At 71.5% G+C, this 20,583-nt stretch carries 18 protein-coding genes, 1 tRNA gene and 1 other RNA gene; 13 read left to right on the top strand and 7 right to left on the bottom strand.

Annotated elements, in window-relative coordinates:
* Window positions 1-17 precede the first annotated feature (17 nt).
* The 4 genes from VK640_14440 to VK640_14425 form a co-directional block, all read right to left on the bottom strand.
* The gene (locus VK640_14440; GenBank protein HTE74379.1) at window positions 18-1,058 is read right to left on the bottom strand and encodes an IS110 family transposase; all 1,041 of its coding nucleotides are present in this window, start codon (window positions 1,056-1,058) and stop codon (window positions 18-20) included.
* A gap of 522 nt (window positions 1,059-1,580) precedes the next feature.
* Window positions 1,581-1,877 carry a thioredoxin family protein gene (locus tag VK640_14435; protein ID HTE74378.1) on the bottom strand — a complete coding sequence of 99 codons (297 nt, stop codon included), beginning with the start codon at window positions 1,875-1,877 and terminating at the stop codon, window positions 1,581-1,583.
* The gene (locus VK640_14430) at window positions 1,874-2,041 is read right to left on the bottom strand and encodes a hypothetical protein (GenBank protein ID HTE74377.1); all 168 of its coding nucleotides are present in this window, start codon (window positions 2,039-2,041) and stop codon (window positions 1,874-1,876) included. The genes VK640_14435 and VK640_14430 overlap by 4 nt, the downstream gene beginning before the upstream one ends.
* 406 nt (window positions 2,042-2,447) lie before the next feature.
* Window positions 2,448-3,242, bottom strand: coding sequence for a GAF and ANTAR domain-containing protein (locus tag VK640_14425; GenBank protein ID HTE74376.1), 795 nt, complete (start codon window positions 3,240-3,242; stop codon window positions 2,448-2,450).
* 1,258 nt (window positions 3,243-4,500) lie between these two features.
* Between VK640_14425 and VK640_14420 the strand changes: the two genes are divergently transcribed.
* Both VK640_14420 and VK640_14415 read left to right on the top strand, forming a co-directional pair.
* Window positions 4,501-4,689 carry a hypothetical protein gene (locus VK640_14420; protein ID HTE74375.1) on the top strand — a complete coding sequence of 63 codons (189 nt, stop codon included), beginning with the start codon at window positions 4,501-4,503 and terminating at the stop codon, window positions 4,687-4,689.
* A 1,112-nt stretch (window positions 4,690-5,801) separates the two neighbouring features.
* Window positions 5,802-5,887, top strand: a tRNA-OTHER gene (locus VK640_14415).
* On the opposite strand, the gene VK640_14410 is transcribed toward VK640_14415, so the two are convergent.
* Window positions 5,847-7,340 carry a glycosyltransferase gene (locus tag VK640_14410; protein ID HTE74374.1) on the bottom strand — a complete coding sequence of 498 codons (1,494 nt, stop codon included), beginning with the start codon at window positions 7,338-7,340 and terminating at the stop codon, window positions 5,847-5,849. The two genes, VK640_14415 and VK640_14410, sit on opposite strands and share 41 nt — an antisense overlap.
* Before the next feature lie 502 nt (window positions 7,341-7,842).
* Here VK640_14410 and VK640_14405 point away from each other — a divergent pair.
* The 6 genes from VK640_14405 to VK640_14380 all read left to right on the top strand — a co-directional run bounded on the left by VK640_14405 (window position 7,843) and on the right by VK640_14380 (window position 13,528).
* Window positions 7,843-8,985, top strand: coding sequence for a glycosyltransferase (locus VK640_14405; protein ID HTE74373.1), 1,143 nt, complete (start codon window positions 7,843-7,845; stop codon window positions 8,983-8,985).
* A 27-nt stretch (window positions 8,986-9,012) separates the two neighbouring features.
* Entirely contained in the window at window positions 9,013-9,426 is a 414-nt protein-coding gene (locus tag VK640_14400) for a hypothetical protein (protein ID HTE74372.1), read from the top strand.
* A gap of 7 nt (window positions 9,427-9,433) precedes the next feature.
* On the top strand, window positions 9,434-10,576 hold the full coding sequence (locus VK640_14395; GenBank protein HTE74371.1) for a Nif3-like dinuclear metal center hexameric protein: 1,143 nt from the start codon (window positions 9,434-9,436) through the stop codon (window positions 10,574-10,576).
* 160 nt (window positions 10,577-10,736) lie between these two features.
* On the top strand, window positions 10,737-11,363 hold the full coding sequence (locus VK640_14390) for a C4-type zinc ribbon domain-containing protein (protein ID HTE74370.1): 627 nt from the start codon (window positions 10,737-10,739) through the stop codon (window positions 11,361-11,363).
* Window positions 11,364-11,387: 24 nt separating this feature from the next.
* Window positions 11,388-12,527, top strand: coding sequence for a bifunctional RNase H/acid phosphatase (locus VK640_14385; protein HTE74369.1), 1,140 nt, complete (start codon window positions 11,388-11,390; stop codon window positions 12,525-12,527).
* Between the two features lie 116 nt (window positions 12,528-12,643).
* Entirely contained in the window at window positions 12,644-13,528 is an 885-nt protein-coding gene (locus VK640_14380) for a GAF and ANTAR domain-containing protein (GenBank protein ID HTE74368.1), read from the top strand.
* Window positions 13,529-13,593: 65 nt separating this feature from the next.
* Here the strand turns inward: VK640_14380 and VK640_14375 are convergent, their stop codons facing one another.
* Window positions 13,594-14,691: a CaiB/BaiF CoA-transferase family protein gene (locus VK640_14375; protein ID HTE74367.1), complete on the bottom strand. Its 1,098-nt coding sequence runs from the start codon at window positions 14,689-14,691 to the stop codon at window positions 13,594-13,596.
* A gap of 10 nt (window positions 14,692-14,701) precedes the next feature.
* Entirely contained in the window at window positions 14,702-15,703 is a 1,002-nt protein-coding gene (locus VK640_14370; GenBank protein ID HTE74366.1) for a TIGR03557 family F420-dependent LLM class oxidoreductase, read from the bottom strand.
* A 138-nt stretch (window positions 15,704-15,841) separates the two neighbouring features.
* Between VK640_14370 and VK640_14365 the strand changes: the two genes are divergently transcribed.
* The 5 genes from VK640_14365 (at window position 15,842) to rnpB (ending at window position 20,378) form a co-directional block, all read left to right on the top strand.
* The gene (locus VK640_14365; protein ID HTE74365.1) at window positions 15,842-16,249 is read left to right on the top strand and encodes a YciI family protein; all 408 of its coding nucleotides are present in this window, start codon (window positions 15,842-15,844) and stop codon (window positions 16,247-16,249) included.
* A gap of 20 nt (window positions 16,250-16,269) precedes the next feature.
* Window positions 16,270-17,412, top strand: coding sequence for a DUF6596 domain-containing protein (locus VK640_14360; GenBank protein ID HTE74364.1), 1,143 nt, complete (start codon window positions 16,270-16,272; stop codon window positions 17,410-17,412).
* Between the two features lie 279 nt (window positions 17,413-17,691).
* Window positions 17,692-18,435, top strand: a complete 744-nt coding sequence (locus tag VK640_14355; protein HTE74363.1) for a metallophosphoesterase family protein — start codon at window positions 17,692-17,694, stop codon at window positions 18,433-18,435.
* Between the two features lie 70 nt (window positions 18,436-18,505).
* Window positions 18,506-19,939, top strand: coding sequence for an RNB domain-containing ribonuclease (locus tag VK640_14350; GenBank protein ID HTE74362.1), 1,434 nt, complete (start codon window positions 18,506-18,508; stop codon window positions 19,937-19,939).
* Window positions 19,940-19,985: 46 nt separating this feature from the next.
* Window positions 19,986-20,378: RNase P RNA component class A (gene rnpB / locus VK640_14345), an RNA gene on the top strand.
* Window positions 20,379-20,583: the final 205 nt, after the last annotated feature.

Genomic DNA, 20,583 nt, shown 5'->3' with positions numbered 1-20,583 from the left:
TGATGCTCCTAGGGCCGTCAAGCCAACATTTGCTGGGGTAGGTCGGCGTAGAGCTCGCGGGCGATGTAGCGCTTGAGGCAGCGCATGACTTCTCGCTTGGACAGGCCCTGCTGGGTGCGTCGCGTGACGTAGGCGCGGGTGTCGGGGTCGTTGGACATCCGGGTCAGGGCGATGCGCCAGAGTGCGGAGTTCGCTTGTCGGTCGCCGCCGCGGTGCAGGCGGTGACGGTTCTGGGTCTTGCCGCTGGTCGCTGGGATGGGTGCGGCGCCGCAGAGCCGGGCGAAGGTCGCTTCGCTGCGAAGTCTGCTGGGGTTGTCGCCGGCCGCGATGAGCAGCGCGGCTGCGGTGTCGGGGCCGACACCGTGGTGCGCGAGCAGCTCGGGTGCGGTTGTTGAGACCAGAGGCCGGATCAGCGCCTGGAGGTCGGCGGCCTCCTCGTCGAGGTGGTGCACTCGACGAGCCAACGCTCGCAGCGTGGTCTTGGTGACGGCCGCGACGTCGGTGCTGGCTGGGGGCCGCAGGGAAGCGCAGACCCGGATCAGGTCCACGGTGGGCAGGTGGCGGAGCTTGTCGCGCAGCTCGTCGGGCGCGGTGCAGACCAACGAGTGGATCTGGTTGATCGCCTGGGTCCGGGCCTTGCGGGCACTGAGCATCGCAACCCGCAGCACTCGCAGGGATTCCACGTTGCCGTCGCGGGTCTTGGCAGCGCCGTTCGCGGTCCCACCCAACGCGGCGCGGGCCGCGCTGATCGCGTCGATCGGATCGGACTTACCCGCCAGGCGCCGCGTCTGGCGGTTGGGTCGGTCGACCTCGACCACCCCGACGTGGCGGGAGTGCAGGAACCGGGACAGCCCGGCTCCGTAGCTACCGGTCCCTTCGACACCAACCAGGGTGATCTCACCGAACCAGGACAGCCACCCCAGCAACTGGCGGTAGCCCGCAGTCGTGGTCGGGAACGACGCCGTTCCCAGCACTCCTCCGACGTCGTTGAGCGCCGCCGCCACATGCACATCCAGATGCGTATCGACACCGCCGGTGATCCTTGCCATCGTTGCCATGTCAGCCTCCACCCTTCGCCGGGAACGGTTGACACCGCGCCGGCCGGGACGGCGGACAAGACAGCAACGGGCCTGGTTTCGGCAGGCTCCTAGTAGGTCACTCCGCCCGTCCGGTCGGTGTCGGGTGAGCGACCAGACCGGGCCGACGGATCATTATCAAGACAACCCGAAGGCGTCAGCCGGAATCTCGAGTCAGACCCGGCCAGGGCACTCACCCCGCACGCTGCCACCCCACCGGACCGCCGGTCGAGAGCAGCAGAGCCATCCTTGCTGCCGGTTCCGTTCGTTGGCGCGCCAGGCGCCGCGTAGTTGCGCGGTAGCGGCACTTACCGAACGGCAGATGGCCCGTCAGCGGTGACCACGATGAAAGACCCACCGGAACATGCTTCAGAACCGGGCGCTTGCACCAGCAGTCCGGGCGGCAACCGCACTCGACCGCTCCTATGCGCTCCACGAAGCGCCCTATCACGGCGAACAGCAGGTACAGGCCCAATGACCGCGCCAACAGACGCTTGACGATGTTCATCGCAGTACCTCGACGAGCTGGTCGAGCGTCGGCGACCCGGCGGGTCCATCCGGTGTCTGGTACATCCGGCAGGAAAGACTGGCCGGAGTTGTAAGGTCACCGAAGGGGTCACTGCCATTCAGCAGGATCATTGGTGAGCCAGTGAACCCGACTGCCTGGGCGTCCTCGATGGTCTCCACCCGTCGCCGCTCGACCGCGTCTTCACGCCCAATGCGGCGCAGCACGGCTTTCAGCCGCTCATCCATGGTCATCCAATGCGGGCAGCCATCGAAGTAGAACAGCGTCACGGTCATCGGCTGCCGTCCGGCCAGAACCGCTGCCATAGGGACCGTTGCTGCATGAGTCGGGCGTCGATGACATCCCGTTTCGTCGTCGTGTCGCCCGACGCACCGAGCGCGGCGGCGATCTCGCGCCAGCCTCGGCCCGAAGACTGAGCCGATGCGATGGCCTCGCCCATGGCCTTCTCGATCGCCAGACTGGCTCGACAACACTCACGCACCAGGTCGAGTGGGTCTCCGCCGTGCCTAGTGCTTATATGAAGTCGCAGCCGCTGGCCGTCGCCGCGTAGCCGCAGCCGAGGGCCCCTGGTAGTGATCATTTGGTCCGGCCTCTCCGGTAAGGACAACGGCATCATGCCTCGGCGCGTACCGGTCGGTAGTGCCGTTCCGCTCGGTCGTGTCAGCCGCCGAGCGGGTGCTCGGTATGGGCACTTACCCACCGCGCCGTCTCGGTTCAGGATCCTCACCGTCCCGCGGGTTCTGGGCGGTGACGGCGCTTCGGCGGCTCGTTGCTTGCCCCGCCTCAGCGAACCCCCGCGAAGGGCCGGGGCCGATGCGACGGCCCGCCATCCTGAGCCGCCGCCTCTACCGCTTACTCGGCGCCCGGACGCCCGAAAGCGTGCTGGGGGGTGGTGACTTGGGACGGGCCAGCGGCTTCGAGCCGGGCGCGGCCACTTGGTCGCCCTCGGTGATGCGTCGGGCTAGGTCGCGGAGCTTGATATTCATCCGCTGGGAGGCCTTGGCCAGGATCGCGAACGCCTCGTCACTGCTCACCTGCGGGTGCTGGGACTTGATGATGCCGATGGCCTCGCCGATGACCTGCCGGGACTCGATAGCGGCGCGCAGGTGCGCCTGCTGCTGGGAGGCGTCGACCACCACGGCACCGAGGGAGGCTAGCAGGATGGCCCGCATCTGGTCCTCGCCGGTGAAGCCGTCCTCCACCGTGGAGTACAGGTTCATCCCGCGCAGGGTGTGGTTCGGGGCGGCGTCCAGGGTGAGCCGGCAGCTGACCATGCTCCCGACGCCGACCTCCTCGGCTAGCCGGATGCTGGACGCCGGCCAGCGCGGGTCCTCGCGCATGTCGGGCACGTATACCCACCGCTCGTGCATCGCGGCGTCCAAGCAGGGGCCTTCGCCCAGGTCGTACTGGATCTGGTCACCGTCACGGGCCACCCGGTCGGTCGCCGCCCGGGTGGTCGGACCATCGGGGGTGAGCAGGCTCAGGCTGGCGGAGTCGCAGCCGTGGACGGCGTCCACCGCCGTCTGGGTGATCCGCTCCATGCTGTCCTCGGGGTTCTCGGAGGCCTGCACGTGCTGGGCGATCTCGCTGAACGCCTCGATCAGAGAAGGGGTGGGCTGCGCAGAACCGGGGTTGGGCATCAGGCGACGTCATTTCTCGCGGGAGGTAGACGTCGAGCCTGTGACGGGAGGCTGATTCCAGCCACCACACGAAAGGCGCCCTTGTGCTTCGAAGGCTACACCCGATTGCGGCGAATCGGGCGGTTTGCACCGGATCGCCGCGGGGACCCCGTGCAGATCGCGCCTCCAGGGAGGGCGGCGCGTGAACTGCTGCACAAGGACTTCGCACAATGCCAGAACCCAGTCATGGGCGGTCGGCCCACGCAGACGCCGGATGCAACCCAACGCGCAGTAGAAAGCCCCTCGATAAGGCGTAGCAGAGCTCCAGCTTCACGCAGGAGGGGGTGTGAGCCGGGGCTCGCCGGGTGGGCTCATGGCCGGCGTCGAGAGGTTCCTCGGCGAGTTGCGTTGACCGCGGGCCTCACCCGCGCGCAGGTTGGCAGCAACCGCGCATCCCGCTCCCCCAGGCGAGCGTGGCCAGGCCCGTCGCGTCGAACCCCCCCTCGACGCTGGCGGGCCGCACAACACAGAAGCGAGGACCTGGCGACCCCTTCCCCCGGATCGCCAGTCCTCGCTCCACGGCCAGATTGCGCTACCAGCCGCTCCCCTTCCAGGTGTGACGCCCCCTCGACATCAACACCGGACAACAGTCACTCTGCTCTCAGACCGGCGAGGGGGCAAGGGTCATAACCGCCGATGCGCCGTGCCAGACGGCCCGGCGTGGGGGCGTCACGAGCCGCGCTGAGCCGGCTGGGTCGTCGCCGGTTCGCTTCGCGCTGCGCTTCGAGGCACGGCTCGCAGCGGCAGCCGTGGTTGACGTACGTCGATCGGGCCCCGTGCTTGGGTGCGGGGTTGTCCTCCGGCCCAGCGGCCGCCCGCCGGGTGCGGAGCACGCGGTGACGATCGGCGTGGGCCTCCCGACACACCTCGCAGCGACAGCCGTAGTCCGTGTAGCGCGTGGCGCCGTGCTGGGGCGGCATGAAGCGAGGGTAGCCAGGTGATGGACTAGGGCCCCGCGCCGCCGGACGGGGGATGGTCGGCGGCGCGGGTGTCGGGGTAAAAGGGAGCGACGTCAGCGCGACGGAGGGGGCGGCCGTCGGCGCGGTTGGGACTGACGCACCGTCCACCGCTCGAGCCGCTCCATGCCTAGGAGTAATCCGATGAGAGCCAAGGGCAATAGCAGGGCGGCGAATATCATCGCGGTAAGACCTCCGGCCCCCCGTGTTCCCGGGTAAAGGGTCGGTAAACCGCAAGGTCGGGGGGCCGTAGGCTGCCCGCCGTGGACGTGATGGTCACCCCGGACGGCTACCGGGTCGAGCGGATCATCGTGTGGAACTCGCTGAGCCGGCCGCCGCGGGAGATGCTGCGAGTGAAGCATGGCAACTACCTGGTGGCCGACTGCGCGTCGATCGCCGAGGTCGTCGCCGTGCTCGTCGACCTGGTGACGTTGGTGCCGGAGCAGCGGTAGGGCTGGCCTACCAGCGGGGGGCTAGCAGAGGTCAGCCCCGCGCTTCTCCTCGACAAACTCGCGCACCTTGTCGGTCGGGTGCCATGTCATGTCCGCGGTCGACTGCACCCAGTACCTGCCGATCGCCGGTGCGAAGACCTTCGCGCGCAGCACGAGCTCGAGCAGGTCCCGGTGGAGCGGCTCGTGTAGATCCGCGTCGAGAACTTGTGCACGTTCCTCAGTCGTAAGGCCCTGCCACCACTACTCAAGTCGTTCATCCGTCCCCGTCAGAGCCTTACCTTTCCACAGAAGAGGCCCGGCCGCCGACTGACGACCGGGCGCACCCTCTGTAAGCGCCCGCGTCACTCATCCCCGAGCGGCGGCGCAGGCGCGCGCGTGAGCCTTCCCGTCCCCCATCCGGGAAGGATCGCTCCGCCGTTAGAACATCTCCCGAGTTCGCCGTAGCGAAACGGTTGCCCTACGCGACCTCTCGACGGCTTCTCCCACCGGGCGCTCATAGGGCAGAGCACCGTGAGCAGCGGGTCGCCGCATAGGGCTTGTCGACAGCCGTTAGCCGCTGGGGATCGCCGATCATGGAGCATTCCTGGCTGGTGTGGAAGCGGGAGCGTGCCGGCGCATCGTCCTCGGTGAGGAGCGCCTCGACCCATCCAGAGGGAGGCTCGTACGGCATGGCTGCTTCTCCGGTCGGCAGGGGGTTAGTACGTGAGGTCATTTCCCGCGGCTGCCCAACCGGAAACGGCAGAGGCCCGGCCGCCGTGCGCTCGACGACCGGACCTCTGCATTGTGCTCGCTAGCTTGCGCTCGACGCCTCCTGCGCCAAGTCGACGAGCTTGCGTCCGAACGTCATTCTCGAGCCGGCTCTCAAGCTGGAGCGACGAGACCTACCGCGCCGAGTACGTCGAGATCTACCTGCGGCAGCACATCCGCGACCGGGCACCGATGCTCTGGCTCGGTAACGAGAGCGACGACGGCCTCCGCCTGCGCCGGCGGAGGCCAAGGCCAAACCTCGTGCTTGTCCCGCACAGCTGAGCTTGCTAACGCCTTGCTAACGGCGGCAGCGAATCGCGGCGAACCATGACGGACTAGTGAGGGGAGAAACCTCAGGTGGGCCGGGGTGCGTCGTACCACAATGAACCGCAATGACCTCCTGGCGCGACTTACAAGGAGGGGGTCGGCGGTTCGAGTCCGTCTGCGCCCACCGGAACCGCTCGTGGCGCCGCCTCGGGCGTGCTGCCGTGCCCTTGGAGCACGTCACCGATGAGGGACAGGTAGTCGAGCAGATGGCTCGAGGTGAGGTACCGATCACGGACTCGCTCGTGCGCTCGCTCACCCATCTCTTCGGCGCACTGGCGATCCTCTAGCAGCGAGCTCAGCTCGCAGCCGAAGGCCCTCAAGTCGCTGGGGTCGTCGACGAGTAGGCCTGTCACCCCGTGCGTCACCTGGTCTTGGATTCCGCCGACCCGGCTGCCGACCACAGGACGGCTCTTCCACATGGCCTCCGCAACCGTGAGGCCGAATCCTTCCGCCAAGCTCTTCTGCACCACGACGTCGGCATGCCGCTGCAGGGCGTTGACCACTGCGCCGTTCTCCTCGAGGTCCTCCATGGGGATGCATACGAGATGCACGCGCTGGCGGGCGCTACGGGGCAGCCGTCCCCACTCGGCGCGGACCTGGTCGAGCACCTCAGCGCCTTCGGGGTCGTCACGCACAGCGTCCGCCGTGGGTCCTGCCAGGACGAGGTGCGCCTCGAGCTCCTCCGGGACGTGCTCGACGAAGCCCCGCAGGACGCCGATCGGGTCCTTGAGGCGATCCCAGCGTGAGATCTGCGTCACGAGCGACGCGTCGGTCGGCAGCGGCGCGTCCTCGGTCACCTGCGCGCGGCGCTGGACCCGTGCAGGTGCGCCTTGCTGGCGGTAGAAGGTCGGCTCTCGTTGGGGTCGGCCGGGCAGAACATTGGCTGCCTTCAGGATCGACTCTGCGACCTCGGGGTGCAGCGACTGGTTCTTCGGCGAGAACGCGTCGATACAGGGCGGGATCACCGCGACCCGCGCTGGGTCGAGTCCCTCCCAGGCGTACGCCGGCCGGGAGAACACGGTGCGGTGAGCATGCGCGACGCAGCCAGACAGGAAGTGCCAGGCCGAGCGGACCAAGTCATTCGGCTGGTCCGCCCCGACGTGGCAGCTCCAGATCACATGCGCACCTGCCCCTATCAGGGGCTGCGCGAGACCGGCCGTCTGCGGGTCGTGGAGAACGACGACATCTCCGGCGTTCACCAGCGGCCTGAGCTCCTGCGCGGCCGCGGCCATGTTTCGCTCGTACACGACACGTTCGCGCTGGCCAAGCTCGCCGCCATCACCCGCCTCACCGTGCAGCAGGTTGTGAATCCGCTTGGTGACCTCGAAGAACTCGTCGTCGCCCTCGATCACCTGCCATCTCGTACGAATGCCTGCGCCGGCCAGATAGCCAAGGACCGTATGCAACATCTCGGCGACCCCACCTCCCTGCGCGGTCGAGTTGACGTGCCACAGGGTGCGGCCTTCGAGCTGCCCGCAAGCTCGCTCCAGCCCGTTGCCGAAGCGCGAACAGGGCTCTGCAGCCAACACCGAGCGAAACCGCTCGTGTGGAAGCGACGGGACGCCGATCTCCCTCATGTCGAAATGCCACCAATCCAGTCACGCCACGAAGGTTGTCTCTCCCCCGTGTGAACCTTCCTTACCGCCGGCAATGTGTCCGTGAGGACGGAGCAGAAACGTGGGAGCACGCCCCTGCTGAGAGCCGCTGGTGCTCTCGCGCGGCGTCCACGACACAGCGTGAGCAGCCCACTACCGGTCGAGGGGCGGGTGGCTGTGCGGCGCTGTGGTGGACAGCAAGGACCCGGCGGCCGCGCTGGGTGGGCTGGCCGCACCACCTCAGCGGTCTTCGCTCGAGGCGACCAAGCCTCCCAGCGAGAGAAACAGGAGGACAAGCAGTCCTGTACCAGTTCCGGTCTCTTCCCTGAGCAGGAGCACTGGGGCGAATATGGCGCAGCCCGGGGTTGGGCGGTCCATGGACCGGATCATCTCCAGGCACGTCGTGGACGCCGCGGGCCGGCCGGGGCACCATCGGGAGCATGATCAGGTCGAGGAGTGCCAGCAGGTCCCCGAGGGGCCAGGCGTGAAGGTGCTGGTCGGGTCCTGGCCGGCGTACGGCCACCTGCTGCCCATGCTGCCGATGATCCGCGCCGCACAGGCGGCCGGTCACGACGTCATGGTGAGCAGCGGGTCGGACATGGCAGGCCTGCTGGGCCGGCTGGGGATCCGGCACCACGTGTCCGGCGTGACGCTCGCCGAGTCGTACGCCCGGATGCCGGGCGAGCGCGCGGTCAGTGAGATGCCGCCCGAGGAGCAGCCGGTCTTCGCGGCCAAGCACCTCTTCGGCGCCGGGGCGGCCGACCGGGCTCGCGACGTCGCGGAACTGGTGCAGACCTGGCGGCCGGACCTGGTGCTGCACGACACCCTCGAGCTCGGCTCACCGACCGCTGCGATCGTGCACGGCGTGCCGCACGTCACACATGGCTACGGGCCGACGGTGCCCGGCTCGTCGGTGTTCGCGGCCGGGATCGGGTCCGTCGTGGCCGAGGCCGGCCTGCCGGACCCGGCCGAGCCGGTGCTCGCGGCGCCCTACCTCGACGTGTGCCCGCCGGGCCTCCGCGGCGCGCAGCCCGAGCCGTGGACCGACATGCGCCCGCTGAAGCCATCGGCCGGCGAAGTTCTCGACGACGACCCTGCGGTGGAGCTGGACGGGCTGCCGCACGATCGAACGGTCTACGTCACCCTGGGCACGATCATGAACCAGGCGGCGCACGTCTTCCGCGACGTCGTCGAGGGCTGCACGGCGCACGACGTGAACCTCGTCGTCACGACAGGCCCCGGACTCGACGGGTCGGCGCTGGGCACGCTGCCGGGCTCGGTGCGCACCGCGCCGTACCTTCCACAGGCCGCCCTGCTCCCGCACTGCACCGCTGTCGTGTCCCACGCCGGCGCCGGCACCATGCTCGGCGCCCTGCGCCACGGGCTGCCGCAGCTCTGCCTGCCGCAGGGGACGGACCAGCCGTTCAACACCGACGCGCTGATGCCCACCGGGGCCGCGCTGGCGCTGCAGCCCGACGAGGTGACCAGCGACGCGGTCGCGGAGGCGCTCGGCCGGCTGCTCGGCGACGCGACGTTCCGGGCCGCGGCCGAGCGGCTCCGGTCCGAGATCGAGCAGATGCCGCCGGCCGGCAAGGTGCTGGCGGACCTGGCCGACACCTCGGACTGACCCCCGGCGCATGGCACGATGCCACGCATGCGCGTGACGATGCTGCTCGCCGACGCGGCGCAGGAGGTCAACGGCAAGCTCTACGTCCTGGGCGGCGGCTGGTCGATCACCGGGCCGGACGTGCCGCCGATGGCGCTCGCCATCAAGCTGGACGTGCCGTGGAGCGCGGCCAGCCAGGCGCACGAGTTCGAGATCCTGCTCGTCGACACCGACGGCCACCCGGTGGGCGCGGGGACCGACGGTCGCGGGGTGCGGGTCGAGGGCCGCTTCGAGGTGGGCCGCCCCGAAGGCGTCCCGGCCGGGAGCGACATCGACTTCGCCTTCGCGGTCAGCGTGCCGCCGGTGCCGCTGGCGACCGGGCGCTACGCGTGGCAGCTGCGTATCGACGGCGAGACCAAGTCCGACTGGCTGCGACCGTTCCAGGTCCGGGCGAGGGCGTGAGGCCCGCGTGCCCCTGACCGTCGGGGACGCGGTCGAGGTCCTCGAGAGCGCGTACGACCCGAGGTGGGCCGAGTCCTGGGACGCGGTGGGGCTGGTCACCGGCGATCTCCACCAGCCGCTGCGGCGGGTGCTGCTCGCCGTCGACCCGGCGCCGGCCGTGGTCGACGAGGCGGTCACCTGGTCGGCCGACCTGCTCGTCACGCACCACCCGCTGCTGCTCCGCGGGGTGCACGGCGTCGCGACCACCACCCCGAAGGGGCGGGCGGTGACCTCGCTGGTCCGCGCCGGTGTCGCGCTGTACGTCGCGCACACCAATGCCGACGTTGCCGTCCCCGGGGTGTCGGACGCCCTGGCCGACGTGCTCGGCCTGGTGGACACCCGGCCGCTGCGCAGGGCGGCACCGGCGGCGGCGTACAAGCTTGTGACGTTCGTGCCGCCCGCCGACGCCGACCGGCTGGTCGACGCCCTGGCCGCGGCGGGCGCCGGGCGGATCGGCGGCTACGACCGCTGCGCCTGGACGACCGACGGCACCGGCACCTTCCGTGGCGGAGCCGGGACGCGGCCGAGTGTGGGCCAGCCCGGGCGGGTGGAGCGGGTCTCCGAGGCCCGGCTCGAGATGGTTCTTCCGGGTGCCGCCGTGGCTGCGGTCACCGCCGCACTGCGGGCAGCCCACCCCTACGAGGAGCCGGCGTTCGACCTGGTCGCACTCGCGGCGCCGGCGGAGGTCGCCCGCGGGACCGGCCGGGTGGGCCGGCTGCCCCGTCCGGTTCCGCTGCGCGACTTCGTGGCGCAGGTGCGGGCGGCGCTGCCGGCCACCGCGGGCGGGGTGCGGGTCGGCGGCGACCCGGACCGGCTGGTGGGGTCGGTCGCGGTCTGCGGGGGCGCGGGCGACGACTTGTTCGCCGAGGTGCGCGCGAGCGGCGCCGACGTGTTCGTCACCGCCGATCTGCGCCACCACCCGGCCGCGGAGGCGCTCGAGCACGGCGCACCGGCGCTCGTCGACTGCGCCCACTGGGCCACCGAGTGGCCGTGGCTGGCATCGGCGGAGCGGGTGATGCGCGCGGGCCTGGCCGAGCACGACCCGGCAGCGGCGGATAGCGTGGACACCCGGGTCTCGACGATCGTCACCGACCCGTGGACGTCAGTCTGAGCCGACGCGGGGCGACCCGCCGGGCCGACCAGAGGAGCTCGCCCTGAAAGCACCCAGCGCCGACCAGCACCGTCTGCTCGACGTCCAGGACCTGGACACCCGCCTCGCCCAGCTGGCCCACCGGCGCGCCACGCTGCCCGAGCACGCCAAGCTCGCCGACGTGTCGCAGCGCCAGGACGCGCTGCGCGACCAGCTGGTGGTCGTCCGCACCGAGGGGAGCGACCTCGAGCGCGAGCTCAAGAAGGCCGAGGGGGACGTCGACCAGGTGCGGGCCCGCGCCGACCGTGACCAGAAGCGCCTCGACGCTGGGCAGGTGTCCTCGCCCAAGGAGCTCGAAGGGCTGCAGCACGAGATCGCGACGCTGGCCCGCCGCCAGGGGGACCTCGAGGAGATCGTGCTCGACGTCATGGAGCGGCTGGAGTCCGCGCAGAGCCGCGGCGCCGAGCTGACCGCCCAGCAGGAGGCCGCGGCGGCGGAGGCCACCGACCTCACCGCCGCCCGCGACGCTGCGACGGCCGAGATCGACGCCGAGGTGGAGGTGCTCACCGCCCAGCGGGCCACCCAGGCCTCCGGCATCGACGACGGTCTGGTCACGCTCTACGAGAAGATCCGCGCCCAGCAGGGCGGCGTAGGCGCGGCCGAGCTGAAGCAGCGGCGCTGCGGGGGCTGCCGGCTGGAGCTCAACAACGTCGAGATCGGCCGGCTGCGCGACGCCCCCGAGGACGAGGTGCTGCGCTGCGAGGAGTGCCGGCGCATCCTGGTGCGCAGCGCCGAGTCGGGCCTTTGACGCTGTGACCCCCCGGGGCCGACCGTGACCCGCTTCGTCGTCGAGGCCGACGGCGGCTCGCGCGGCAACCCCGGCCCGGCGGCGTACGGCACGGTGGTCAAGGACTACGCGACCGGCACGGTGCTGCGCGAGCTCGCCGAGCACATCGGCACCGCCAGCAACAACGTCGCGGAGTACCGCGGGCTGATCGCCGGTCTCGAGGCGGTCCGCGAGCTGGACCCGACGGCCTCGGTCGAGGCGCGGCTGGACTCCAAGCTGGTCGTCGAGCAGATGTCCGGCCGGTGGAAGATCAAGCACCCCGACATGCGCGACCTCGCGCTGCGGGCGCGCGACCTCCTGCCGCCGTCGAACGTGACGTACGTCTGGGTGCCGCGGGAGCGCAACAAGCACGCCGACCGGCTGGCCAACGAGGCCCTCGACGCCGCCGCGCGGGGCGAGGCGTGGTCGCAGGCGGAGAGCACGGCCGAGCTGCGGGCGCAGGACGCCGACGCCGCGCTGCTCGCCCAGCCGCGGGCCCGCCTGGTCGGCTGGGATCGCGAGCTCGGCACGCCCACGACGACCGTGCTGCTGCGCCACGGCGAGACCCCGCACACGGTCGAGAAGCGGTTCAGCGGCTCCGGCGGGCACGACCCCGAGCTGTCGGCCGAGGGCCTGCGCCAGGCGGCGGCCGTGGCCGAGCGGCTGGCGCACGACGGCGGTGTCGACGCGGTCGTCACATCACCGATGCGCCGCACCCGGCAGACCGCCGACGCCGTGGCGGATGCGCTTGGGCTGGACGTGCGGGAGGTCGACGGCTTCCGGGAGTGCGCGTTCGGCGAGTGGGAGGGCCTGACGTTCGCGGAGGTGCAGGAGGGATGGCCGCAGCAGCTCGCCGGGTGGCTTGGCGATCCGGCGATCGAGCCCCCGGGCGGGGAGTCCTTCGTCGACGTACGTCGTCGGGTGACCCGCGTCCGTGACCAGCTGCTGGCCCGGCACCCGCGACAGGTGGTGCTGGTCGTGACCCACGTGACCCCGACCAAGGTCCTGGTGTCGGACGCCCTGGGGGCACCGCTGTCGGCGCTCTACCGGATGGAGATGTCGCCGGCGACCCTGACCGAGATCCAGTGGTTCGAGAGCGGCCAGGCATCGCTGCGCCGCTTCAATGACGCGGCCCACCTGCTCTGAGCACGCGGCAAAGGCCGACCCCACGTACCAGACACTGATCGACCGTGGATTCGAGGCGCCAGGAGACCGCTGACCACCGGCTGAGGGTGTCCGCGAGTCTGGCAGGGGCCACCTGCTTGGAACTCGGCGGGCCGGATCAATCGCACCAAACGGAGGTATGGTGCGTGGACACCGAGCGCCTTTCGTGTGGTGGCCCAGACCTCGCTGCCGTCACAGGGTCGACGTTCCCCTTCGAGTGCTGGAGCGTCGCCATGGGGGCGAACGAGTCGTCTGATCCTGCTGTGCACTCCCTGATCCTGGAGTTCACGGCCCTGGCTCGCCACGTGCACGCCTCCGACGACTTCTCCGGCAGCCTGGCGCGGATCACCTCCACGGCCCAGCAGGCGATTGCCGGCTGCGAAGCGGCCAGCATCAGCCTGCTCACCCGCGACGGCCCCGTCACCTTCGGCGCCACCGACGCGCTGGCAGACGAGGGCGACCAGATCCAGTACGAAGAGGGCGAGGGCCCTTGCCTGGATGCAGCGATGGAGGAGCACTGGGTCTACACGCCGGACCTTGCCGTGGAGCCTCGCTGGCCGCGGTCGGCGGCTCGGCTGTCCCTGCACCTCGGGGTGCACAGCATGTTCTCCACCCGCCTGGCCCTGGACGCCGCCCCGCTCGACACCCTGGGCGGCCTCAACATGTACGCGACCAGGCCCGATGCGTTCAGCCAGCAGGACCAGATGCTGGGCCTCCTGCTGTCCTCACTGAGTGCGGTCGTGGTCGATGCCTCCAAGCAGCAGGAGAACCTCCGACGGGCCATCGACAGCAGACAGGTCATCGGTGAGGCGGTCGGGATGCTCCGCGCCCAGAACAAGGTCAGCAGCGAGCAAGCGTTCAGGATGCTGTCCCAGGCGTCGCAGCGGATGAACATCAAGCTGCGGGAGGTCGCGGAGCGGATCGTCCGGCCGCCCGAGGACGGGGCGCCGGCCCTGGAGGGAAGTCGGCCCGCGCCGGAGTGAACCGGTAGCCGTAGCCGCTGTCCGAGGGCAGGCACCGTCGCCCGTGGTTGCCTTCGATCGGCGCCCTAGTCGGTGCGCAGCCAGTCGGCGAGGACCTCGTCGGTGTGCTGGCCCGCCTCCGGCGGCGGGCGGTGCAGCTCTGCGACGGTACGGCTGAACCGGGGCGCCGGGGCCGGCTGGACGATCCCGTGGTGCTCCACGAACGTGCCGCGGGCGGAAAGGTGCGGGTCACGCTGCGCCTCGGCCAGCGAGGCGACCGGGGCCACGCACGCGTCGGAGCCCGCGAACACCGCCACCCAGTCGGCCTCGCTGCGGCTGCCGATGACGGTCGCAAGCAGGCCTTGCAGGTCGGGCCACACCGCAGGATCCGAGCGGTCGGCGACTTCGGGGGCCAGCCCGAGCCGGGCGACGAACTCGTCGTAGAACGGCTGCTCCAGCGGCCCGACCGCGAGCCACCGGTCGTCGGACGTCCGGTAGACGCCGTAGAACGGCGCGCTCCCGTCGAGCAGGTTCGCACCCGGCCGGTCGAGCCAGGCGCCGCCGGCAAGCAGGCCGTGGAAGACCGTCATCAGGTGCGCGGTGCTGTCGACCATCGCGGCGTCGACGACCTGGCCGGCGCCGCTCTGGCGCGACTCGTGCAGCGCGGCCAGCAGGCCGGCGACCAGGTAGAGCGCGCCGGCGAAGTCGCCCACCAGGTTGAGCGGCACGGTCGGCGGCCCACCGGCCGGGCCGAGGGCGCCGAGTGCACCCGCGGTGGCGACGTACGTGATGTCGTGCCCGGCCTGCGCGGCGTACGGCCCCTCCTGCCCCCAACCGGTCATCCGGCCGTAGACCAGCCGCGGCGCGCGCGCGTGACACTCGGTCGGGCCGACGCCGAGGCGCTCGGCGACCCCCGGGCGGAAGCCCTCGACGAGCAGGTCGGCGCGCCCGGCGAGGTCAAGGCAGCGGGCCACGTCCGCGGGGTCCTTGAGGTCGAGCCCGACCGACCGCTTGCCGCGCCCGAGCAGGTCCTGCTCCGGCGGCACGACGGCGAGCGACGCACCGCCCGGCCGGTCGACGCGCACGACGTCGGCGCCGAGGTCGGCGAGCAGCATCGTGGCGAACGGGCCGGGCCCGACGCAGGGCAGCTCGAGCACCCGGACACCGGCGAGCGGGCCGGTCAACGGGCGGCCCTCACCGGTGCAGCTTGGGCAGCACGTCGCGGCCGAAGACCTCGATCCACTCCGCCTGGTTGCGCCCGACGTTGTGCAGGTAGACCCGGTCGAAGCCGAGGTCGACGAACTTCTGGATGTGCGCGCGGTGCACATCCGGGTCGCTGCTGATGACCATCCGGCCCTCGAAGTCCTCTGGGCGCACCAGGGAGGCCATCGCGGCGAAGTCGTGGGGCGAGCGGATGTCGGCCTTGGCGAACCTCATGCCTCCGTTGGGCCACTCGGTCATCGCGTTGGCCGTCGCCTGCTCGTCGGTCTCGGCCCACGACAGGTGCAGCTGCAGCACCCGCGGCATCGAGTCCGGGTCCTTGCCGGCCTCGCGCGCGCCCTCGGCGAACTTGTCGAACAGTCCGCCGATCTTCTCCAGCGGGGCGCCCACCGTGATGATGCCGTCGGCGAACCGGCCGGTGCGCTTGGCGTTGACCGGCCCGGCCGTCGCGACCAGCACCGGCGGCGGCGCCTCCGGCATCGTCCAGAGCCTGGTCGTCTCGAGCGTGAAGTGCTCGCCCTCGTGCTTGACGTCCTTGCCGGCGACCGAGGCGTCGAACAGCTTCTTGATGACCTCGATCGCCTCGAACATGCGGGTCGACCGGGCCGCAGCCTCCGGCCAGTGGCCGCCGATGACGTGCTCGTTGAGCGCCTCGCCGGCGCCGACGCCGAGCCAGTGCCGGCCGGGGTACATCGCCTCGAGGGTCGCACTCGCCTGCGCGACGACCGCCGGGTGGAACCGGAAGGATGGGCACGTCACGCCAGGTCCGAGGTCGCCGGTCGTCCGTTCGCCGACCGCGGTCAGCACGTTCCACACGAACGACGACTGACCCTGCTGCGGCACCCACGGCTGGAAGTGGTCGGCCGCCATGCAGCCGGAGAACCCGTGCTGCTCGGCCATCACGGTCAGGTCGACGGCCTCCCGGGGATGGAACTGCTCGAGCATCGCCGCGTAGCCGATGGTGAGGTCCGCCATGGTGGCGAGCCTAGTGAGGGCCGGCCAGAGAAATTTCGCCGTGGGCGGCACAGGGATGTCGAGAACTCGACCGCGGCTCCGACCCCGGTGTCGAGCGCGGCCAGAATGGGCCGCGACGCAACGAGGGAGATGACCACGATGGCCAAGTACCTGCTGCTCAAGCACTACCGCGGAGCGCCGACCCCGGTCAACGACGTGCCGATGGACAAGTGGACCCCCGAGGAGGTGTCCGCCCACATGACGTTCATGCACGACTTCGCGACCCGGCTCGAGGGCACCGGCGAGTTCGTCGACGGGCAGGCGCTCTCCCCGGAGGGCACGTTCGTCCGCTACGACGGGGAAGGGCGGCCACCGGTGACCGACGGGCCGTTCCCGGAGACCAAGGACCTGATCGCCGGCTGGTACGTGATCGACGTGGACAGCTATGAGCGCGCAGTCGAGCTGGCCGGCGAGCTGTCCGCCGCCCCAGGGGCCGGTGGCAAGCCGATCCACGAGTGGCTCGAGCTGCGACCGTTCCTCGTCGAGCACTCGACCGTCACGGAGTGACAGCGGCCGGGCAGTCGGCGGTGGACGAGACCCTGCTGCGGTCTCTCACGCCTGCCGTCATCGGCGTCCTCGTCCGCCGCGGAGCAGACTTCGCGGCGGCCGAGGACGCCGTGCAGGAGGCACTCGTCGAGGCCGTACGCAGCTGGCCGGACGACCCTCCGCGCGACCCGAAGGGCTGGCTGGTCACCGTGGCCTGGCGCCGGTTCCTCGACGGGGTCCGGGCGGAGGCCGCTCGGCTGGACCGGGAGGCCCGGGTCTGGCAGGAGCCGGTGCCCGGGCCGGTCACCTCGGTGGACGACACGCTCGCGCTCTACTTCCTGTGCGCACACCCGTCCCTCACGCCGGCCTCGGCGGTGGCGCTCACGTTGCGGGCGGTCGGTGGCCTGACCACCCGGCAGATCGCGCAGGCCTACCTGGTGCCCGAGGCGACGATGGCGCAGCGCATCAGCCGGGCCAAGCGGACCGTGTCGGACGTGCGGCTGGACCGGGCGGGCGACGTCGCCACGGTGCTGCGCGTCCTCTACCTGGTGTTCAACGAGGGCTACTCCGGCGACGTCGACCTGGCCGCCGAGGCGATCCGGCTGACCCGCGAGCTGGCAGCGCGGATCGAGCACGAGGAGGTGCTCGGGCTCCTGGCGCTGATGCTGCTCCACCACGCCCGCCGACCCGCGCGCAGCCGGCCCGACGGGAGCCTCGTTCCGCTGGCCGAGCAGGACCGCAGCCTCTGGGACACCCGGATGGTCGCCGAGGGGGTCGAGATCCTGCAGGGAGCCCTGGCCCGCGACCGGCTCGGCGAGTTCCAGGCGCAGGCGGCGATCGCCGCGCTGCACGCCGACGCCCGGACGGTCGAGGAGACCGACTGGGTGCAGGTCGTGGAGTGGTACGACGAGCTGGTCCGGCTGACCGACAGCCCGGTGGCCCGCCTCAACCAGGCGGTCGCGGTGGGTGAGGCAGACGGGGCGCGCGCCGGCCTGGCCGCGCTGGCCGAGCTCGACCCGTCGCTGCCCCGTCACACCGCGGTCGAGGCCCATCTGCACGAGAAGGACGGTGACCTGGTGGGCGCGGCCCGGCTCTACGCGGCGGCTGCCCGGCAGGCTCCCAGCGCGGCCGAGCGGGACCACCTGACGAGGCAGGCGGCGCGGCTCAACGCGGTGCTTGGCTGACGGCCGGCGGTGAGCCGGCAGCCGACCGGACGCGAAAAACGATCGAACGCCTTAAACAATCGGTTGTCGCGCCACCTGATCGCCGTTGCATCTTCTGTCTGGTCCGCTCGGCCGGTCATGCTCGAGCGGGTGGCGGGTCGACGTGGCCGGACAGGGCCGGCTGACTCCAGCGTGGCGACGAGCAGGGAGAGCGCCAGGTGCGCTGCCCGGCCTTCCCCCATCAGCGAAACCATGGCGCATCGACGCGACACGGGGCGAGACCTGAGACACGATCGCACCATGCGCGTCGCGATCCTCTCCGACATCCACGCCAACCTGGTCGCGCTCGAGGCGGTCCTCGCCGAGCCGGACGTCCGGTCGGCCGAGCGCGTCGTGCTGCTCGGCGACATCGCCCTCGGTCCGGTCCCGGTCGAGTCGCTCGACCTGCTGGCGTCGCTGGGCGACCGTGCTGTGTGGGTGCACGGCAACTGCGAGCGCGAGCTCCTGGCGGCGTACGACGAGACCGGGCTCGAGAGCCCCAACGCCGGGATGGCGATCGCGACCGCAGCTCTGATGCAGCCGCGGCACCGCGAGCTGATCGACGGCCTGCCGCTGACGGTCACCCTCGACGTCGACGGCCTCGGGCCGGTGCTCTTCTGCCACGCGACGCCGCGCCGCGACGACGACTTCGTGCTCGTCGACAGCCCGATGCCGGTGTGGCGACGGGCGCTCGAGGGCGTCGAGGAGAGGACCGTCGTCATGGGGCACACGCACATGCCCTTCGACCGCCTCGTCGACCGGCGGCGCGTCGTCAACGCCGGAAGCGTCGGCATGTCGTACGGCACCGAGGGAGCGGCCTGGGCGCTGCTGGGACCCACCGTCCAGCTGCGCGCGACGGCCTTCGACACCGAGGCGGCGGCCGCGGCGGTGCGGGGGAGCGGCTACGCCGACGGCGAGGAGTGGGTGCGGCAGTACCTCGTCGAGCCGCCGAGCGACACCGACGCGCTCGAGGTCTTCTCCGGCCTGGTCGACCCGCTCGGCTGACGCGAGTCGTCACGCCGCGCCGACGCCATCGCCACACGGTGCGAAGTCTGCCCCGTTTAGTGTGCCTTCCATGCCACGCCGACACCTCGCCCTGCGCGTCCGCGACGAGGCAGGGGGGCGGGAGCTGCGCGCGGGGTTCGCGCGGATCCGCGACGAGCTGGACCTGGCCGCCGACTTCCCGGCCGACGTCCTGGCCGAGGCGGAGGAGTCGGCCCGCGAGGCCCGGCTGCCGGCGGAGGACCTGACCGACCTGCCCTTCCTGACGATCGACCCACCCGGCTCCGAGGACCTGGACCAGGCGATGCACCTCGAGCGTCGGGCCGGCGGCTACCGGCTGCGGTACGCGATCGCGGACGTCGGGACGTACGTCCGGCCCGGGGGTGCGGTCGACGCCGAGGCGCACCGTCGCGGCGAGACCCACTACAGCCCGGACACCCGGACGCCCCTGCACCCGCCCGTGCTCTCCGAGGGCGCCGCGTCCCTGCTGCCCGGCGAGGTGCGCGCGGCCGTGCTCTGGACCATCGACCTCGACCCGCAGGGGGAGCAGACCGCGGTCGAGGTGCGGCGGGCCCGGGTGCGCTCGCGGGACCGGCTGGACTACGCCGCGGTGCAAGACCTGGTGGACAGCGGGCGGGCCGACGAGCGGCTGCAGCTGCTCGCCCAGGTGGGCAAGCTGCGCATGGCGCTGGAGGTCGAGCGCGGCGGCGTGAGCCTGCCGATCCCCGAGCAGGAGGTCGTCGAGGACGGCGGCCGCTACCGGCTGGAGTACCGGACCACGCTGCCGGTCGAGTCGTGGAACGAGCAGGTGTCGCTGCTGACCGGCATGGCAGCAGCCGACCTGATGCTGCACGGGGAGATCGGCGTGCTGCGCACGCTGCCCCAGGCGTCGAACGAGTCGCTCGAGCAGCTGCGTCGGGCGGCCCGCGCCCTCGGTGTCGACTGGCCGCGCGACCGGTCGTACGCCGAGGTGGTGCACGACCTCGACCCGGCCAACCCACGCCACGCGGCGCTGCTGGAGGAGGCCACCTCGCTCCTGCGGGGCGCCGGCTACACCGCGTTCGACGGCGGCGTGCCCGAGCACGCGACGCATGCCGCCGTCGCCGCGGAGTACGCCCACGCGACCGCCCCGCTGCGCCGCCTCGTCGACCGCTACGTCAGCGAGGTATGTCTCGCCCTGTGCGCCGGCGACGAGGTGCCCGGCTTTGTGCGGTCGGCGCTGCCGGGGCTGCCGTCCACCATGTCGGAGTCCGGGCGGGTCGGGCACGAGCTCGAGCGCGAGTGCGTGGCGTTGATGGAGGCGGCCGTGCTGCACGGGCGCGAGGGTGAGGAGTTCGACGCGGTCGTCGTCGAGGTGAGCCGCGACGGTGCGTCGGGCACCGTGCAGCTCGCCGACCCGGCCGTGCGGGCGACCTGCGAGGGACGGCTTCCGGTGGGCGAGGCGGTGCGGGTGCGGCTGGCCGAGGCGGACGTGCAGCGGCGGTCGGTGCGGTTCGCCCTGGTCTGACGCCGGCTGCCGGGCGGCCAGGCGCTAGGCTGTGGGGCACGGCGGACGAGCCGGCCGGACGGTCGCGTCAGGCGTTTCTGCGGAGACGTCTGCCGAGGAAAGTCCGGGCTCCACAAGGGCAGGGTGGTGGGTAACACCCACCCGGGGTGACCCGCGGGACAGTGCCACAGAGAACAGACCGCCGCCGCCGGCTCCGGCCGACGGCGGTAAGGGTGAAACGGCGGTGTAAGAGACCACCAGCGCCCGGGGTGACCCGGGCGGCTCGGCAAACCCCACCCGGAGCAAGGTCAGACAGGGAGCGACTGCCTCGGCAGGAAGGGCGGCCCGCCCTAGCTCCCGGGTAGACCGCAGGAGGCTGTCGGTAACGGCAGCCCGAGATGGATGGCCGTCCGTGCGCTTCGGCGCACGACAGAACCCGGCTTACAGGCCGACTCGTCCGCCGCCTTTCCTGTGACCTGCGGATTTGGCAGTTGATCACGTTCTTCGGTGCGCAAATAGTCCGCGCGAGCCATGAGGACATCGTCGATGGCTCCCCGGCCGACGTCGAGGCCGCTGGGGTACAGCTGTCCGTAGGTGTCCATCGTCTCTGTGATCGAGGCGTGCCCGAGCCGTTCCTGCAGCACCCTTCGGGTGGACGCTGGCCG

It is taken from the genome of Actinomycetes bacterium, assembly GCA_035489715.1.
GTDB lineage: Bacteria > Actinomycetota > Actinomycetes > JACCUZ01 > JACCUZ01 > DATHAP01.
Note: the sequence above shows the minus strand (reverse complement) of the source record. Positions and strands in the feature narration are given on the sequence as shown.

What these genes read in the sequence shown, in the direction of transcription:
- VK640_14440 (HTE74379.1), bottom strand. Translation starts at nt 1,058, where the DNA reads ATGGCAACGATGGCAAGGATCACCGGCGGTGTCGATACGCATCTGGAT.
- VK640_14435 (HTE74378.1), bottom strand. Translation starts at nt 1,877, where the DNA reads ATGACCGTGACGCTGTTCTACTTCGATGGCTGCCCGCATTGGATGACC.
- VK640_14430 (HTE74377.1), bottom strand. Translation starts at nt 2,041, where the DNA reads ATGGGCGAGGCCATCGCATCGGCTCAGTCTTCGGGCCGAGGCTGGCGC.
- VK640_14425 (HTE74376.1), bottom strand. Translation starts at nt 3,242, where the DNA reads ATGCCCAACCCCGGTTCTGCGCAGCCCACCCCTTCTCTGATCGAGGCG.
- VK640_14410 (HTE74374.1), bottom strand. Translation starts at nt 7,340, where the DNA reads ATGAGGGAGATCGGCGTCCCGTCGCTTCCACACGAGCGGTTTCGCTCG.
- VK640_14400 (HTE74372.1), top strand. Translation starts at nt 9,013, where the DNA reads ATGCGCGTGACGATGCTGCTCGCCGACGCGGCGCAGGAGGTCAACGGC.
- VK640_14370 (HTE74366.1), bottom strand. Translation starts at nt 15,703, where the DNA reads ATGGCGGACCTCACCATCGGCTACGCGGCGATGCTCGAGCAGTTCCAT.
- VK640_14365 (HTE74365.1), top strand. Translation starts at nt 15,842, where the DNA reads ATGGCCAAGTACCTGCTGCTCAAGCACTACCGCGGAGCGCCGACCCCG.
- VK640_14355 (HTE74363.1), top strand. Translation starts at nt 17,692, where the DNA reads ATGCGCGTCGCGATCCTCTCCGACATCCACGCCAACCTGGTCGCGCTC.
- VK640_14350 (HTE74362.1), top strand. Translation starts at nt 18,506, where the DNA reads ATGCCACGCCGACACCTCGCCCTGCGCGTCCGCGACGAGGCAGGGGGG.